The organism is Streptomyces sp. NPDC051452 (genome assembly GCF_044454765.1).
Taxonomy (GTDB): domain Bacteria; phylum Actinomycetota; class Actinomycetes; order Streptomycetales; family Streptomycetaceae; genus Streptomyces.
Window position 1 is genome coordinate 81,799 of record NZ_JBITEB010000016.1, and the last position, 14,524, is coordinate 96,322.

A 14,524-nucleotide genomic window follows, 5' to 3' on the forward strand; every position below is an offset into this window, starting at 1 on the left:
CCGCGGACGTTGGGACTGAAGGCGAGCACGGCGCGGATGGTGCCGAGGTTGTCGGGGCGCAGGGTGATCTGGCGGGCGCGGTTCCGGATCGGGCTGCCGGGCGCTGCTGGACGAGCGACGGCACCCTCGTCCAGCTGTACACCCGCAACGGCACCGGCGCCAACCTGATCAGGTGGAGAAGACGGATTCCCGGGCGTGCCGTACCTGCGCAACCACGCCGTCGCCGGGGCGAGCGGTCACTTCGGCATCGACGCGACGGTGACCGCACTCGCACCGACACGGTCACCACCGTCCACCGCCTCGGCCAGACCCTGCCCCGGACCACTGGCCACACCGACTGACCAGACACCCTGAACCGGCGGTAGGGCAGACCCTCTTCGGGCCTGCCCTACCGCCCGACCCTGCCGGTGACGTGGGGGAGGGATCAACCGCTCGGAGCCGGTAGAACGGTTCCCACAGGACTGGGAGGAGGGCAGGCGAAGTCCCAGGTCCGCGTGTGCACCTGCTTCCACATCTCTGCCCAGTCCGACGGGCACGAACGGGTAGGTGTCGGCGCCGCAGTCGGCGACACGGAGGCCGGGGCACTGCTCGGGTGCCGGTACACCGGATGGCACTCCACCTCGTACGCACCACCGGTGCAATCGGTGTCCGACTCGCCGGAGCACGCGGACATGCCGAACGCCAGTGCCGCAGCGACGGCGACGGCCCCCACTGCCCTCGCCGGACGCGGCCGATCACGCTTGCTCGTCATGTCCGGCCTCCCGGTCCGCGCGACAACAGGACGGAACGGTCAGTGTGGCGCACCGGGCGTCGGGTGAGCACCGGGGGGAACAAGCCGCCGAATTCAAGCCAGGCCCTTCCGAGACGTGGCTGGACTCATTGGGCGCCGGACGGAACGGCTCCCGTAGTCGCCTCGCCACACCGTGATGCGGTCGATCAGCCCCTCCTCCGCCACGCCGCCCACCTACCGAAGGACAACGTTCTTTGCGCTGCCTGTTGCGCCAAGGGTTGCGCTAGGTGCTGCACGGACCACAGGACGTCCCTATCTCCGCGCAGGTCACCACGCCGTTTTGCCGTGGTCGGCATGGTGACATCCCCGTTGCGGATGCTCTGCCCATGCCCCTTGGCTGGAGTGAAGGAGGACGGGTTGGGAAGGACAGGCGGCGCGGCTGCGGCCGGGGTCGGGACGCCGTCAGCCGGTTGCGCGTCGGCCTGGCCCGCCGCGCCTCGCTGCCGTCAGCCCGGAGGCGGAGCCAGGACGGAAGTCGCCGGCGCCCCGGTGCCGTCCTTCCGGTGTCGAGCCCCACCAAGGGGTGAGCCGGGCTCGTCTCGTCGGATGGAGGTGCCACTGTGAGGCGTCCTGGAGACCCCGGCGCCCCGTGAGCCGGATGCCGGCTAGCGGCCGGTGACGCCGACTGGGCCTACACGTTCCGATGCACCGCGAGCCGGTGACCGGCGTCGTCCTGGTGAAGGCTCGGGTCGCCGGCTCTGTTCACGAGTGACTCGTGAACAAAGCCACCGCCAGGTCAGGCTGAATCACCGAGAACCCGCCGTGCTTCAGTCCACAGCCGCTCGAACTCCTCCGCGGGGATCTCGGCCGCCTCCGGCTGGTCCTGCCAGCCGTCCATGGGACTTTCGGCGAGAACCCCGTACTGCCGTTCATAGCGAAACATCGCCCGCCTCGGCCGCCGGGTCCTGGTACTGGCCCACGAGTGGGCCCACGGACGCGTTGGCCCAGGTGACGGACCCGGACGGCACACGGTTCGCGCTGCTCCAGCGCCCTCGCTGACGTCCGGGTCTCCGGGTGGTGACCAGCCGTTGAAGTGGCCGGTGGCACGCGTGCGACCGTGGGTGCGGGACACACGGACGTACGCCGTGGCCTCAGGAGCCGGTCCGCTTCTCGATCCGCTCCAGGGCCTGCCCCAGGTATTGGGCGAAGCGCGGGTGGTTCTCGCTCATCGGGAAGTGGCCGATCTCCTTCATCTCGATGAACTCCGCTCCGCGGATGGCCTCTGCGGTCCGGCGCCCGTCCTTGGGGGTGGTGAGGTAGTCGTACTCGCCGGTCAACATGATCACGGGACACCGGTCGCCGTCGATGTCGTCCAGCCGGTCCCTCAGATCGTGGTCGACGGAGTAGAAGTACAGGTCGCCCTTGAACGCCTCCGATCCCTGGGTGTAGTAGAACCAGGTGGCCCAGCGGTCCTGATCCGGGGACTGCGGTGCCATGAGGTCCCACACGCCGCTGGCGCACACCTGGGCGGCATTGGCGTGGGGATGCTGCCACCAGTCGAGGTAGAAGCCGGGTGAGTAGTCCGCGCCCTCGACGGGGATCACCGCTTTGAACCGGTCCGGGTGCCGCAAGGCGAGTTGCAGGGCCACGTTCCCCCCGAACGACGACCCCATGAAGATCGGGTCCTGCAGTTCGAGGGCGTCGCAGAAGGCGACGATGAAGGACGTGAAGTGGTCCGCGGTGAGCCGGTACTCCTCCTTCCACCACTCCTGGTTCGACGGCGGGTCCGACTTGCCGTGCCGGGGAAGGTCGTAGGCGATCACCCGGTAGCGGCCGGTGATCTCCTCGTCCTCGAGGAGGCCCCGCCACTGGTGGTTGTGGCAGCCTGCGGTGTGCTGGCACACCAGAGGCGTGCCCTGCCCGTTCTCCAGGTAGAACACCTTGTACTGTGCGTCCTCCACGTCGACATCGACGTAGTGGCCGGTGACCGGAGAGATCCTGCCGCTGACCATGGGGAGCTCCTACGTCTCACTAGAGGATGGGGCGGGCCCGGCCTCGTCCGCCGGCCCGAGGGGGCCCGTGACGCGCAGCAGCTCCAGCTGCCGGGTCACGCAGCGCAGGTTTTGCATGAGCACGAGCAGATCGCCCTCCAGGCGCATACCCCGTCGGAATGTGGCCGCCCAGATGCCGTGGCACATCGGCGGAGGCGTCTGCCGGCAGAAGCCCTGCCATGTCTCCGCGTCCGCGCGGATCGCGAAGTCGTAGGCCGCCAATGGCTCGGGGTCGGTGATCAGTTCTTCCACCTTTCCTTTGTGCATCCGCACGAGGAACCGGTGGGGGTCCATGTCCAGCAGGAAGCTGCACGAGTAGTACGTGCCGTGGGCCTGCAGTTCCGGATCGTCGTCGCTCAGCCGGCGGAACTCCTCCGCCGCTTCGGTCGTCGTCGCTGATGTCATGTGCCACCTCGAGACGTGTCGTCGCTGCCGTACGCCGGGACGTCGCACCGGCACGGTGATCGGCCGGTCGTCGGCCGTCGCGGCCGACGACCACTTCCCGGCCTCGCCCCTTCCAGCCTGGGCATCCTGTCGGCCGCCTGCAATCCGGGTGCGGGCCCCTGGCAGACCGAACCCTTCGCAGAGGTCCTCATCCTGCTCTGGGGCGAAGACCTCTTCCGGACGGAGCGGCTCCACGGTGAGGAGATGCGGCCGGCCCCGGCGGACTGCATGATCCAGTACGGCCTGAACCGCTCGAAGGAGCAGGGTGTGGGGAGCGGCCGGGTTGCCGGTGACCGCGCCGACGATTGCCTCGGTCGTCTCGTGGCTCTTGTACTCGTGCCACCCTCTGGCCAACGGTGGTAGGGGTCGTCGAGCCGCTTGAAGACGATGCCTTCCATGCCGACGGCCGCGCTCGTCGGCCGCTCCCGCACGGTGTCCGGGGTGGTCGACGACGGGCAGAGCATCCACGGTGCTGACGGGTGCCGGGTGGCGAACACCCGCGAACACCGACTCCAGCGCGGCCCGGCGCCGCCGGTAGCGGTGCGACCAGGTGGCACAGGCCATGTGTCGTGGGCAACGGACAGCCGGAAACCCTGTCCATAACTTCCCATAACTTCGGATCCGCAGCACAGCCAGGCCGGAGATCAGGCACGGACACGGGGGTGGTCAGCATCGGCTCTGGCAGCGTCCATGTCACCTCCCATCCCTTCCAACCGCCATGTCCGCCACCCGAGTGGCTGCGCATCGCCCGGCGAGCCGAGGTGTGACCCCGCTCGCCGGACGACACGAGGGCCCCGGCCACAGCCCCGAGGGCGTGGGCACCCCGGTCACCGGGGTACTGCTTACGGGCAGCTACGACGACCGCGCTGCGGCGGTCACTTCCACTCGGCGGCCGAACTGCACCGCGCCGGGATCGGGCACCGGCTCGGCTTCGCCACCGAGGTCTCGCACCGGCTCGTAGGCGGGTACGTCCAGCGGGCGGACCTGGTGGTGCGGGCGCCGGCGGCCGGGGTGCCGGTGATCCTGCTGAGATCGACCCCCGTACTGAGGACGCCGATGACCTGGTGCACACGCTGCGCCGGTATTGGGAGTGGGGACGGCCGCTGGCACCGGACGCGGACAAGCACACCGTGAACCTGATCCGCTCCCGACCGGACGCGATCGCGAGCATCCGCGGTCGCTGATCGTCATGTGTATTACCACACCGTCGATGTCTGCCGCGCCGGCTGACGGCGGACGCCGAAGTCGGCGCGGCTTTGCCTACCAAGACGCGGTGACGCTTCTGGACTGCCTCGACATGCATGAGGGCATGTGGACTCAGGTCCGCTGGGAGGACCTGGAAGACATCGTCTGTAGGAACGGTGGCGCGCCCGCATACCGCCAGGTGAAGACCATCGAAGAAGCCGGCAAGCGGCACAGTGTCGCCAACCGCGTCTGCCTTGGCCTGGAGCGGGGTGAGGATCCTCGCCAGGTGCCGTCCCGCTGCAGCGCCGAAACAGGTCATAGACCCGGTCCCACGGCCCATAGCGTTCGGGCACGTCCCGCCACGGGGCACCGGGTCCGCCACCGCAGCCCGAACAAGATCCACTTTCGCAACAGACCCTAGCGGACCACTTCACACATGGGAGACCAGCCTCAGCAGCAGCTCACCGGTGTTGGCCGCGTCGATGGCGACGAGCGTGGCGTTGGTCATGAGGCCCACCATCGTGCGGGCGGCGAGTTCGAAGCGCTGCTGGGTGGACGGTGTCCATCCGCGGTGTTGGGCGTGACGCCGGGCTGCGCGGCCGACGGCTTCCGTGATCAGGGCCCGTACCGGTACGCCGAGCGTGAGAGAGAGCGAGACTGTCATGGCGATCCCCATCGGATATCCGAACGACGGCCGCTCGGTGCGGACCGTCTGCTCATCAATCTCGGGCGTGATCTGTCCCGGAACGGAGGTGCGCGGAACGCCTCATTATGGGATCTCGCTTGCTCAAGACGGGGATTGGAGTTCTCCTGCGGACGTGGATGGGAACGGACTGCCCATTCCCGCACGTTGGGCGAGCGCGATCAGTTCCGCGCGGGTGCGCAGGCTGGTCGTCTCCTTTATCTCCGAGACACGGGAACGAATCGTCTTCAGTTGCAGGAAGAGCAGGCGGGCGATGGCTGGGTCGTCGTAACCGTCGGCCATGAGGGAGAGGATTTTCAGCTGTGTGGTGCTGAGGTCCTGCAGGGCGGCAGGGCGGGGTTGTTCTGGGATTTCCTGAAGCAGTGCCACCACATGGTCCGCGGTTCCAGGGCCGAAGTGGGCCTCGCCGCCGGCCAGGGCCTGCACCGCTCGGATAAGGTCGTCGCTCTCACGGTCTTTGAGAACGAATCCGTGTACTCCGGCCCGTACGGCTGCGCGCAGGTGCCGGATGTCGGAGAACGAAGTGAACGCCAGAACCTTGGTGTGGGGCCGGGTCCGGCGGATCTCGCGGGTGGCCGTGATGCCGTCTTGGCCCGGCATGTTGAGATCCATGACCACGACGTCGACGTGATGCGACCGCGCCATTTCCACGGCCTGCACGCCAGTGTCGGCTTCTGCGACAACCTCGATGCCGCTCTCTTCGAGCCAGACGCGCATCCCCTGGCGTGCGACGGGCTCGTCCTCGGCGATGAGTACGCGGATAGGGTTCACGTCAGCTCCGATCTCCGGTATCCGATGCAGGACCGTCTCCTGCCTTGGCTGAGTGGTCCGCCAGCGGCAGACAGGCCTCGATACGGGTGCCTCCGCCGCGGGGGGTCGTGATGTCGAGGGTCGCGCCGATCTGGGCGCAGAGCTCGCGCATACCGGTGATCCCGGCGCCCTCGGGGGCTCCGTCGAGTCCTCGTCCCTTGTCCTCGATGGTCAGGACCAGCATGCTGTCCCGTACGGTTACACCCAGCTGGCACCGGTCGGCCTGCGCGTGCCGCGCGACGTTTGTCAGCGCGCCCTCGCCGATGCGGAAGGCCACGGTTTCCACGTCGGTGGGGAGCAGAGGCAGCGAAGCAGCTGACTTTACGTCGAGGCGAAGGCCTAACTGTTGCGCGCTGTTACGGAGTGCGCCGATCAGACCGAGCACGATCACATCCGTGGGCCGAAGCCCCGCGACAACCTGCCGCAGCGCCGACTGTGTCGCGGCGATGCCGTCCAGGGCTTGGGCCAGGGCGCGGTCCGTCCGGTCCGGGGCGCGGTCCAGGCTCGCGCGCGCGGCCCGGACGCTGAAGCCGATGCCCACGAGTTTGGGGCCGATCCCGTCGTGCAGATCGCGTCGGAGCCTGTTGCGTTCCTGCTCGGCGGCCCGTACTGCGGATGCCGCGGTGGCCACGTGCCGGGCCAGTTCGCGCAATAGACGGAGATCGGCGGGTGTCAGGCATTTCTCGCCTGGACGGGGTCCCACAAGCAGGGCGCCGAGTCGCCGTCCCCGGTGGATCAGGGGCAGGCACGCCGGCACGGACGTCGGCCAGCCGTAGCGGGCGACTTCGAGGGCTTCCCCCTGTTCCTGGGTCAACTGGATCGCCAGATAGGGCAGATGCAACGCCCTTGCGGTTGTGTGCACCGCTTCCGGCAGGACACGGTCCGCCTCCGCCGTCGCCTCAAGGCAGCGGCCAAGGTCGGCCATGACAGCGTATGGGTCGTCGCGCAGGCCGTACACCAGCCGGCTGACGAGCCGCTGCAGTATGCCGCGCAGTGGCTGTAGTGCAACGGCGACGACTGCGGTTCCCAACAATGGGGCGGCGCCGGAGAGGGAACGCTCAAAAACCAGCCCGAAGACGCTGACGAACCCGGCGTATAGCGCGGTCAGGCTCACGCTCAAGAAGACGAAGAGAAGCGACCGACTCAGGACGCGGTCGATGTCAAGCAACCGACGCCGAACGATGGCGATCACGACCCCCGTACTGAAGACCACCATCGCCACGTCGACCAGGACTGATCCGAGAGCGTTCTGCCAGATCGCGCTGGCGCCGACCAGCACTGTGGCCACCAGGGCGGCCAACGCCACCCACTCCAGCTGCTGGCGCGCGACCCTGTCACTGCCGCGGAACCGAAACAGCAGCGAGGCCACTGCTAGCAGGAACGGGCACACAATGAACAGCACCGTGACGCCACCGATGACGGGGCGCACGAACGACAGCGCCGGGACGCCGAGCGGGTTCTCCACGGATGGGAAGTAGTCGTAGGCACCCGGACCGGGCAGGAAAGCGCCCACCATCAGCACCAACACAGCAGATCCGCCCGTATACCAGGCGGCGAACCGCCAGCGCGCCGACGGCAGGCGTCCGTCAGGAAAGCGGAGCAGCAGGAAGAAGAACGGGAAGCTGACGAGCACGAACAGCCAACCCGATGCCCACACTGCCAGGACACCGCCCGGAACGTCGTGCACGAGCGCATAGGCACCGTAGGCGCGGGCCAGATCGTCCACTGACATCCCAGTCCCGCATAGCAGGAGCAGCCATCCGGCAGGATTGCGCGGGCGCCGCGCGGCAAGAATCAGCCCGGGCACGGCGAATGCGATGATCGACACCGGCTCACCCAGCGCGAACGCCCATGGATGCCAATCAGGCCGCGGCGCCGACCGGGATAACGCCACCAACGCGACCGACAGGCCGGCGAACACCACGATGAGCACCCATACCGCCCACGCGAGCCTAGAGCCCGAACCCCTTCCCCTGTCCCGAACGACCGTGAACAGCCGCCACTTGAGCCAGTCCTGCATCTTCTCGATCATGCTCACTCACCCTCACCGTTTCACTACGCTTAGTAGGGAGAGCGTCAACGGTGCGTGATCCCGATGACAAGGGATGAGCGTCCCAGATGTGCGGGACACCTGCGCGGCAGCCGCCCGACAGGGGGCCTGCTCCAGGCCTTCGGCGACAACCGCGCCTGCCGCTGCTCCAGACCCCGGCCGTGCCCGGTCCGGCGCAGCGAAACACTGTCGAGCGCTCTATTGGGCATGAGGGGGCTCACGGCACAGGTGAGGAAACTGAACGCGCTCCAGCAGCAGCGTCTGTCGGCCCCGCGGCGCTGGCACGGCGTCGACGCCGTGCGCCCGCTCGCGTGTCAGGCAGGTGCAGAACGCAGCGTCGCCCTGCCCGCTGTCCACTCCCGCTCCGCAACCCCCGTTTTTAACGGCTATGCCGGTAGTGGGAGGCGCCTTCCGCCGCACGTCCACCACGCGCATGCCCACCAGCAGTACTGCCTCTTTGGAAGAAGTCTGGCTGGTGTTGTCGACGAGTGCCGGCCCCAGGCGCCTTTGCCCCGTCTGCCGTCCCTTCTCGTAGTCGTCCGCGATCTCCGCGTAGTAGTTGACGCCGGAGCCGCACTGCTCCTGCGCCTGGAGGTGTACGTTGGACGGGAGCTTGGCATGACCGGGATTCACCAGCCGCGGCACCGGGATCCCCTCCGGTGCGGCGGACGATCCCAGCGCGCACACCGTGTACGCGCCTCCCGCAGCCACAACCAGCGCCAGTGCCGCGAACGCCCGGGTCGCCCGCCGCCGTTACCACTTCCGTGGCTGAGGCGTGGCCGGGGGCGCGCCGTAGTAGATGTGCTGGACGCCCTCGGTTTGGAAGGGGCCCTGGAAAGTGTTGTCGCGGAACTCGAACTCGTCCTGCGCGCCGTACTGTCTGTTGCCGTCAGTCATGATGCGGCGCCGCGGTGGATGTGCTGGACGCCCTTGGCCTGGACGGGGCCGCTGAAGGTGTTGTGGTGGAACTCGATGTGGTCCCCACCCGGTTGGCTGCCGGGTGTCGGGGCAAGGGACTGCAGGTGCGCTAGTGCCTGCTCGAGTTCGGCGGCGAAGCCGGTATCGGTCTCGTCGGCTTCCTCCAGCGCGAGCAGTACTCGCTGGCGGGTCCGGTCGCTGGGCGACTCGCGCCCGCTCGCCGCCTCCTCCGTCAGCCGGTGCAGTGCGGGGTCGTTGCCGAGTTTCCGGCTCACCAACTCGTGTAGGCGGTCCATCCCGGCGTCCAGCGTCCGGTCGACCTCCCCGTCCACCCGTCCGGCCACGCGCTGAGCCTTCCGGACAGCCCACGCGAACAGGTACCCGACCGCGATCTCGATGCCCGTCACCACACCCCCCACGTCAGTGCCGACTTCACATCAAACGGTAGCGTCTAGAGGGCGGCGAATCAGCCCGATCGGCCCGGAAATGCGCCTTACAGCGAGGTACGTTCGTCCGTACGCAACCGTTCCGGCCGCGGCCCGCGTCAGGATCGGCGCGGGGAGATGCTGGGCGCGTGGTCAGTTCCGTGAGCCATCGGGATGTCCCTCCGGGAGGACCAAGCGGTGAAACCCGATGGGTTACTCATCTGCGTATAGGGGGCGTCCTGCGGCCGCGGCAAATCACGCTGGGCAGTCACGGCGCGGCTCCGGCCGGGCGGTCAGAGCGCGGCGGGCCAACGTGTCGAGGCCGCGGGCGATGACGAGTTGTGCGCTGCCGTCGGCCAGGCGGTAGCACGGACCGACCACGGCTGCCTGCCCGGCGGTGACCTTCTCGGCGAGGACTCGGGAGCCGTCCCGGAGCAGGTCGACGGTGTGCCTCATGTGCTCGGTGAGGATCTTTTCGGGCTCAACGTGTCCGGCGGCCCGTGCGGCCAGCACGCTGGGGTCACCCCTTCCACGACGTCCCGGATGTACCCGGTCGGGGTCATGCCGTTCTCCACGGCGGCACACGCGGCGCCGACCGCGCCGCACGAGTCGTGGCCGAGGACGATCACCAGCGGGCAGCCAAGGATGCCCACGCCGTACTCGATACTGCCCAGTACCTCCGGGCCCATGACGTGGCCGGCGGTGCGCACCACGAACAGGTCGCCCAGGCCGCGGTCGAAGATGATCTCGGCGTCCAGCCGGGAGCCGGAGCAGCCGAACAGCACGGCGAAGGGCTGCTGGGACGGAGCGATGTCGGCGCGGCGGGTGGCGTCCTGGTTGGGGTGCTCGGGGGGCCGGCGACTAAGCGCTGGTTGCCGGCCAGCAGCAGTTCGAAGGCGTGGACCGTGACGCCCGGCTCCGCGACCGCCGCCTCCGCCAACCGCAGCAGGATTTAGAAGTCATGCACTTGGGGAATGTCCGTCCCGCCCGAGAAGAGGGTGGCGGCGTGTGTGCATACGGTTTCGCCGCAGTCCACGCAGACCGGCTCCGTATCGGTGTCCGGCACAGCGAGCAGTGCCGCTCGAAGGGACTGTATCCGGGCCTCAACGCCCTCAGTTTTTACCGGCAGTTCGTTCCGCATCGCGCATCAGTCCTTCCATCAGAAGTTGCCTGCTGTTGCGGCAGAAGACGGTCTCGGTGACGTCGAGTCGCCCGGTCTCGAAGTACTTGTTGGCGGCCTGCCCGCCCCGACAGTAGGCAAACAGATCACATACGGTGCGACAGGCGTCGATCCCGGCGAGGGCCTCGGCGACCCAGGGGGTGTCCTCGGCCCGCGCCAGGCAGCCCACGAGTCCGTGCTCCCGTACGTCGCCGACCGTGAAGCGGCCGTGGCGCGTGGAGGAGAACCCTGCGAGGTCCGGTGCGACGGGCACGACCTGCCCGTCCCAGGTGACCATGGGCAGGGGATCGACCGGTTGACTCGCCCACTGCCCGGCCGTACCGGCGAGCTCCGCCCTGACGTACCGACGGGCGTGCTCCACATCGCGCAGGCGCATGCGCGGGTCGGCGCGCCCGCAGGCGGCCAGCGCGGCCCAGAAGTCGGCGACGTTCTGGTCGTCCTGGACGGCCTGGGTGTTCACGCCCTTGCGTTCCACCAGATTCATGCCAAGAATGCGGCAGCCGAGGTCGGTGAACCACTGGTGCAGTTCGGCCGCTCTGTGAGGGGTCGGGTCGGCCACGACGGCGATGGCGCCGAATGCGATGCCGTGCTCCCTGAGCAGACCGATACCGCGTAGCGCGCGGCCGGTGGCGTCCCGGCCGCCGCGGTCCACCCGGCCGCCGCGGTCCACCCGGCCGCCGCGCTCCCCCCGGCCGTCGCCGGGGCCGGGACCGTCGACACTGACGGAGACCTCTATCCCTCGCTCGCGGAACAGCCGGCACCACGCTTCATCGATGAGCGTGGCATTGGTCTGCACGGCGTGTCGTACCGGATACTCGCGGCCTGAAGGGAAGCGGTCGAGCAGCGCCGTCAGGCGGCACACGCCCGTGGCGAGCGGCTCCCCGCCGTGCCACAGCACGGTGACCGGGTGGCGTTCCGACCAGAAGCCGACGGTCTGCGCGACGGCGTCGGCGACCTCGTCGGACATGACGCGGGTCAGATCTCGGGCGGGCAGGTAGCAGTAGCGGCAATCGAGGTTGCACAGCGGCGTCGGCTGGAGGAGGACGAGGGAACTCGTCCTCGCCAGCCGGGCGCGGGGGAGCGGCGGCGTCATCAGCTGCCGGCTTCCCCGAGCGGTTCCTCTTCACGGTGCCCGGCGCCGGCGAGGAGTTTCAGCATCTCGCTCTCGCCATAGTGGTCGGCCAGCTCACGGTAGAGGCGCAGCGCCAGGAGATGCGCCTCGACGGCCTCCTCGCGGTGGCCCGCACGCCCGAGGGTGACGCCGAGGCTGTGGGCCGCGATCGCCTGACCGTGCCGATGGCCGAGATCCCGCTGCTCCCGTAGCGCGTGCCGATGCGCGTCGACGGCCGCGTCGAACAGGCCCAGCGCGGAAAGGGTGACACCGAAGTCGTTCCACGACGTGGCGAGGCGTTCACGATCCTCCAGTTCTTCGAAGACCGCACGAGCGGTGGTGTGCGCCGCCAGGGCCTCCGCCAGACGCCCGGTTTCGCGGAAGGCGCGCCCCAGGTTGTTCCGCGCGGTGGCCTCGCGGAACCGATCGCCGACCGAACGGAACATCGCGCAGGCCCGGGAGAGGGCGACGATCGACTCGTCGAACCGGCCGAGCTTGAACAGGGCGCGGCCGAGGTTGTTCCAGGTCGACGCCTCGACCTGTGCGTCTTCGACCGCCTGCGCCAGCTCACGGGCGCGTTCGTGGGCCTCGATCGCCTCGTCGAACCGGCGCGCTTCGGTCAGGGAGACACCGAGCATGTCCCAGGCCTTCCCCTCCTCGGGCCGGTCGCCGCGCTCCCCGTGGATCCCGCAGGCGCGGGTGTGCGCCGCTATCGCCTCCTCGAGCCTGCGGTTTTCGCGCAGGGCGAGACCGAGATAGCGCAACGCCCTGCCCGCACCCAAGCCGTCGCCCAGCGCGAGCGCCGCCTCGGCCGCGCACTGATAAACGGACACCGCGTCGTCGAAGTATCGCCGCCGGTTGAGATACCCGAAAAGGCCCAGGGCCAGTCCCAGCCCGGCCGGGGCATGGACAGGGTAGGCAGCCCACAAAGCGGCGGAGATGAGGCCGGTGCGCTCGCGGTCAAGCCAGCTCAGAGCCTCCTCCCGGCTGCCGAATCCGGAGGACGGGACCCGGCCGGGAAGGTTCTGCACATACCAGTCAGCCGCCTCGGTCCGCCGCTGGTAGTGCGCCAGCAGCCGGGCCCGCGCTGCCGTGCCCTCCGCGCGCAGCGGCTCCTCCCGCGACACCTGGTCCAGGGCGTAGGCGCGGACCAGGTCGTGCATGCTCCAGCAGCCCCGCACACTGCCGGGGCCGACCAGATGGGCACGCACCAGGACGTTCAGCTCCCGCCGCGGCGGAGTGTCGGCGCCGGACAGCACGGTGAGCGCCTCGTCGCTCGTCTCCGGCCCCGGCGCGAGCGCCAGGAGGCGGAGGAGGCGTGCGGGTTCCGGGCCGAGGCGGCGGTACGACAGATCGAAGGCGGCCCGCACACCGCGCTCGCCGTCGTCCAGGTGATCGAGGACGGTGGCGGAGCCGGCCAGCTCCGCCACCAGTTCCGCCACCGGCTTGCCCGGATCGGAGATGAGCAGCGCGGCCGCGATCTGCAGCGCCAGCGGCAGATGACCGCACAGCTCGCACAGCCGCCCGGCCGCATAGGGGTCGTCCCGGACGCGTGAGTCGGCGGTGGCGGCGGTGCGCAGCGCCGCGCACAGGACGTTCCGCGCCACCTCGGGCCGGAGGATGTCGAGGTGGAGCTGATGGGCGCCGAGCTGTGGCATGGTGTCGCGCGAGGTGACGAGGACCCGGTGTGCGGGGTGGCCGGGCAGCAGCGGTCTGACCTGCCCAGGATGCGAGGCGTTGTCCACGACGATCAGTACACGGCCGCCGGTGCGGGCACGCTCCGCGAGCGCCGAGCGGTAGAGCACGGCACGCTCGTCCAGCGTGCTCGGCATATGCGCGGCGGCCACTCCCAGGGCGCGCAGCAGGGCCTCTAGGAGCTGCTCGGGTCCCGCGGGCGTCTCGTCGTAGCCATGGCAGTCGACGAACAGGGCGCCGGCCGGGAACCAGCCGCGTTCGCGTGCCGTGTGGGCGGCCCGTACGGCCAGCGCAGTCTTGCCCACGCCGCCCAGCCCGGCCACCGCGGTGACCGGCACCGCGGCGTGGTGTGCGCCGTCGGGGGCCAACGCCACGAGCAGTGTGGCCAGTTCTTCGTCGCGCCCCGTGAACTCGGCCGCCGCCGGCGGGAGCGCGTCCTCTACACGAGGCATGGGTCCGTAATGGCGGTGATGCTCCACCTTCTTTCCGATCACCTCGCCCCGGAACGTGTTGTTGCTGAAGTCGATCCGATCCCCGCCGTATCTGCCCCCGCTCACACGGCACATCCTGCCCTACCGGCGGTGCCGAAAGGGGATCTCGAGCATGAGGTGATCTCGATCTGGGGCGCGCGGAGATCAGATAACGCTCGGAGGGGAGTTTGTTGGTGTGCCGGGTGTTTGTTGGCCTGCGGTGTTGTGGGTTCGTTGAAAAGCCGGGGTGGGCGGTTGGCGCTGGATGGGCGGGGCGGGTGAGCTGGGCTTATGTGTTGTGTGTGGAGTGTGGCCCGGGTGGGGGGTAGGTAGTCCCAGCGCGTAAAGACTCGGTTGGTGTTTTCGCTCGTCAGCGCTGTTTTGCCTGGTTGGGGGTGGGGGTTAGCGGTTGCGGGTGGGGCGTCTAGCCGGATCCTCATCGCCGAAGTAGAGCTGCCCGGTGGCCAGTTCACGGAAGGGGCGGCCCGTTTTCGGGACCGCGACATGGCCGCGGTCATCGCGGGGCGGTGTGCGGTCGGTGGAACGCTGGCGCCGGGCCTGACGCGAAGGCGGCGTGGCGGCTCTGCGATCCACGGGCCCGGCCAAGCCTTGCGGCGCGGCGGGTCCGCGGCCGGCGTGCGCTGCCCCGGGACGCTGCCGCGCGGCGCAATCCTCACCCCGCGCGACTTTGCCAACCCTTTACAACCTGTGCTGATCCTGTCTCGTCTCTCCGCTCGATCCATCACGCAGCC

11 protein-coding genes and 3 pseudogenes are annotated in these 14,524 nt (G+C 69.2%); 1 reads left to right on the forward strand and 13 read right to left on the reverse strand.

The features are described 5' to 3' along the window. Positions 1-1,526: 1,526 nt before the first annotated feature. The 3 genes from ACIBA9_RS29955 to ACIBA9_RS29965 all read right to left on the reverse strand — a co-directional run bounded on the left by ACIBA9_RS29955 (position 1,527) and on the right by ACIBA9_RS29965 (position 3,186). A complete protein-coding gene (locus ACIBA9_RS29955; RefSeq protein ID WP_399367875.1) occupies positions 1,527-1,673 on the reverse strand; it encodes a hypothetical protein in 147 nt (48 codons plus the stop codon). Positions 1,674-1,881: 208 nt separating this feature from the next. After that, positions 1,882-2,742: an alpha/beta fold hydrolase gene (locus ACIBA9_RS29960; RefSeq protein WP_388074588.1), complete on the reverse strand. Its 861-nt coding sequence runs from the start codon at positions 2,740-2,742 to the stop codon at positions 1,882-1,884. A gap of 9 nt (positions 2,743-2,751) precedes the next feature. Continuing rightward, complete coding sequence (locus ACIBA9_RS29965) at positions 2,752-3,186, reverse strand: hypothetical protein (protein WP_399367877.1); 435 nt, start codon at positions 3,184-3,186, stop codon at positions 2,752-2,754. A gap of 1,249 nt (positions 3,187-4,435) precedes the next feature. On the opposite strand from ACIBA9_RS29965, the pseudogene ACIBA9_RS29970 reads away from it, so the two are divergent. Beyond that, positions 4,436-4,621: pseudogene (locus ACIBA9_RS29970) on the forward strand (dsDNA nuclease domain-containing protein); the annotation flags it as partial. Between the two features lie 27 nt (positions 4,622-4,648). Here the strand turns inward: ACIBA9_RS29970 and ACIBA9_RS29975 are convergent. The 10 genes and pseudogenes from ACIBA9_RS29975 to ACIBA9_RS30020 all read right to left on the reverse strand — a co-directional run. Continuing rightward, positions 4,649-4,781 (reverse strand): annotated as a pseudogene (locus ACIBA9_RS29975) (transposase); the annotation flags it as partial. Positions 4,782-4,840: 59 nt separating this feature from the next. Continuing rightward, positions 4,841-5,074, reverse strand: a complete 234-nt coding sequence (locus ACIBA9_RS29980) for a hypothetical protein (RefSeq protein WP_399368078.1) — start codon at positions 5,072-5,074, stop codon at positions 4,841-4,843. A gap of 123 nt (positions 5,075-5,197) precedes the next feature. Next, positions 5,198-5,884, reverse strand: coding sequence for a response regulator (locus ACIBA9_RS29985; RefSeq protein ID WP_399367879.1), 687 nt, complete (start codon positions 5,882-5,884; stop codon positions 5,198-5,200). A 1-nt stretch (position 5,885) separates the two neighbouring features. Next, positions 5,886-7,955, reverse strand: coding sequence for a sensor histidine kinase (locus ACIBA9_RS29990; RefSeq protein WP_399367882.1), 2,070 nt, complete (start codon positions 7,953-7,955; stop codon positions 5,886-5,888). A gap of 216 nt (positions 7,956-8,171) precedes the next feature. Continuing rightward, on the reverse strand, positions 8,172-8,618 hold the full coding sequence (locus ACIBA9_RS29995; RefSeq protein ID WP_399367884.1) for a hypothetical protein: 447 nt from the start codon (positions 8,616-8,618) through the stop codon (positions 8,172-8,174). A gap of 108 nt (positions 8,619-8,726) precedes the next feature. After that, positions 8,727-8,870 (reverse strand): hypothetical protein, encoded by a 144-nt coding sequence (locus tag ACIBA9_RS30000; RefSeq protein WP_399367886.1) that lies wholly within the window; start codon positions 8,868-8,870, stop codon positions 8,727-8,729. Further along, a complete protein-coding gene (locus tag ACIBA9_RS30005; RefSeq protein WP_399367888.1) occupies positions 8,867-9,298 on the reverse strand; it encodes a hypothetical protein in 432 nt (143 codons plus the stop codon). The genes ACIBA9_RS30000 and ACIBA9_RS30005 overlap by 4 nt, the downstream gene beginning before the upstream one ends. A gap of 273 nt (positions 9,299-9,571) precedes the next feature. Then, positions 9,572-10,256 (reverse strand): annotated as a pseudogene (locus ACIBA9_RS30010) (carbonic anhydrase). Between the two features lie 172 nt (positions 10,257-10,428). After that, positions 10,429-11,589, reverse strand: coding sequence for a cyclophane-forming radical SAM peptide maturase AmcB (gene amcB, locus ACIBA9_RS30015; protein ID WP_399367890.1), 1,161 nt, complete (start codon positions 11,587-11,589; stop codon positions 10,429-10,431). Next, the gene (locus ACIBA9_RS30020; RefSeq protein ID WP_399367892.1) at positions 11,589-13,754 is read right to left on the reverse strand and encodes a tetratricopeptide repeat protein; all 2,166 of its coding nucleotides are present in this window, start codon (positions 13,752-13,754) and stop codon (positions 11,589-11,591) included. The genes amcB and ACIBA9_RS30020 overlap by 1 nt, the downstream gene beginning before the upstream one ends. Between the last annotated feature and the right edge of the window lie 770 nt (positions 13,755-14,524).

Excerpts from the sequence above, each read along its gene's own strand:
- ACIBA9_RS29955 (WP_399367875.1), bottom strand. The coding sequence starts at position 1,673 with ATGTTTCGCTATGAACGGCAGTACGGGGTTCTCGCCGAAAGTCCCATG.
- ACIBA9_RS29960 (WP_388074588.1), bottom strand. The coding sequence starts at position 2,742 with ATGGTCAGCGGCAGGATCTCTCCGGTCACCGGCCACTACGTCGATGTC.
- ACIBA9_RS29965 (WP_399367877.1), bottom strand. The coding sequence starts at position 3,186 with ATGACATCAGCGACGACGACCGAAGCGGCGGAGGAGTTCCGCCGGCTG.
- ACIBA9_RS29980 (WP_399368078.1), bottom strand. The coding sequence starts at position 5,074 with ATGACAGTCTCGCTCTCTCTCACGCTCGGCGTACCGGTACGGGCCCTG.
- ACIBA9_RS29990 (WP_399367882.1), bottom strand. The coding sequence starts at position 7,955 with ATGATCGAGAAGATGCAGGACTGGCTCAAGTGGCGGCTGTTCACGGTC.
- ACIBA9_RS30000 (WP_399367886.1), bottom strand. The coding sequence starts at position 8,870 with ATGACTGACGGCAACAGACAGTACGGCGCGCAGGACGAGTTCGAGTTC.
- amcB (WP_399367890.1), bottom strand. The coding sequence starts at position 11,589 with ATGACGCCGCCGCTCCCCCGCGCCCGGCTGGCGAGGACGAGTTCCCTC.
- ACIBA9_RS30020 (WP_399367892.1), bottom strand. The coding sequence starts at position 13,754 with ATGCCTCGTGTAGAGGACGCGCTCCCGCCGGCGGCGGCCGAGTTCACG.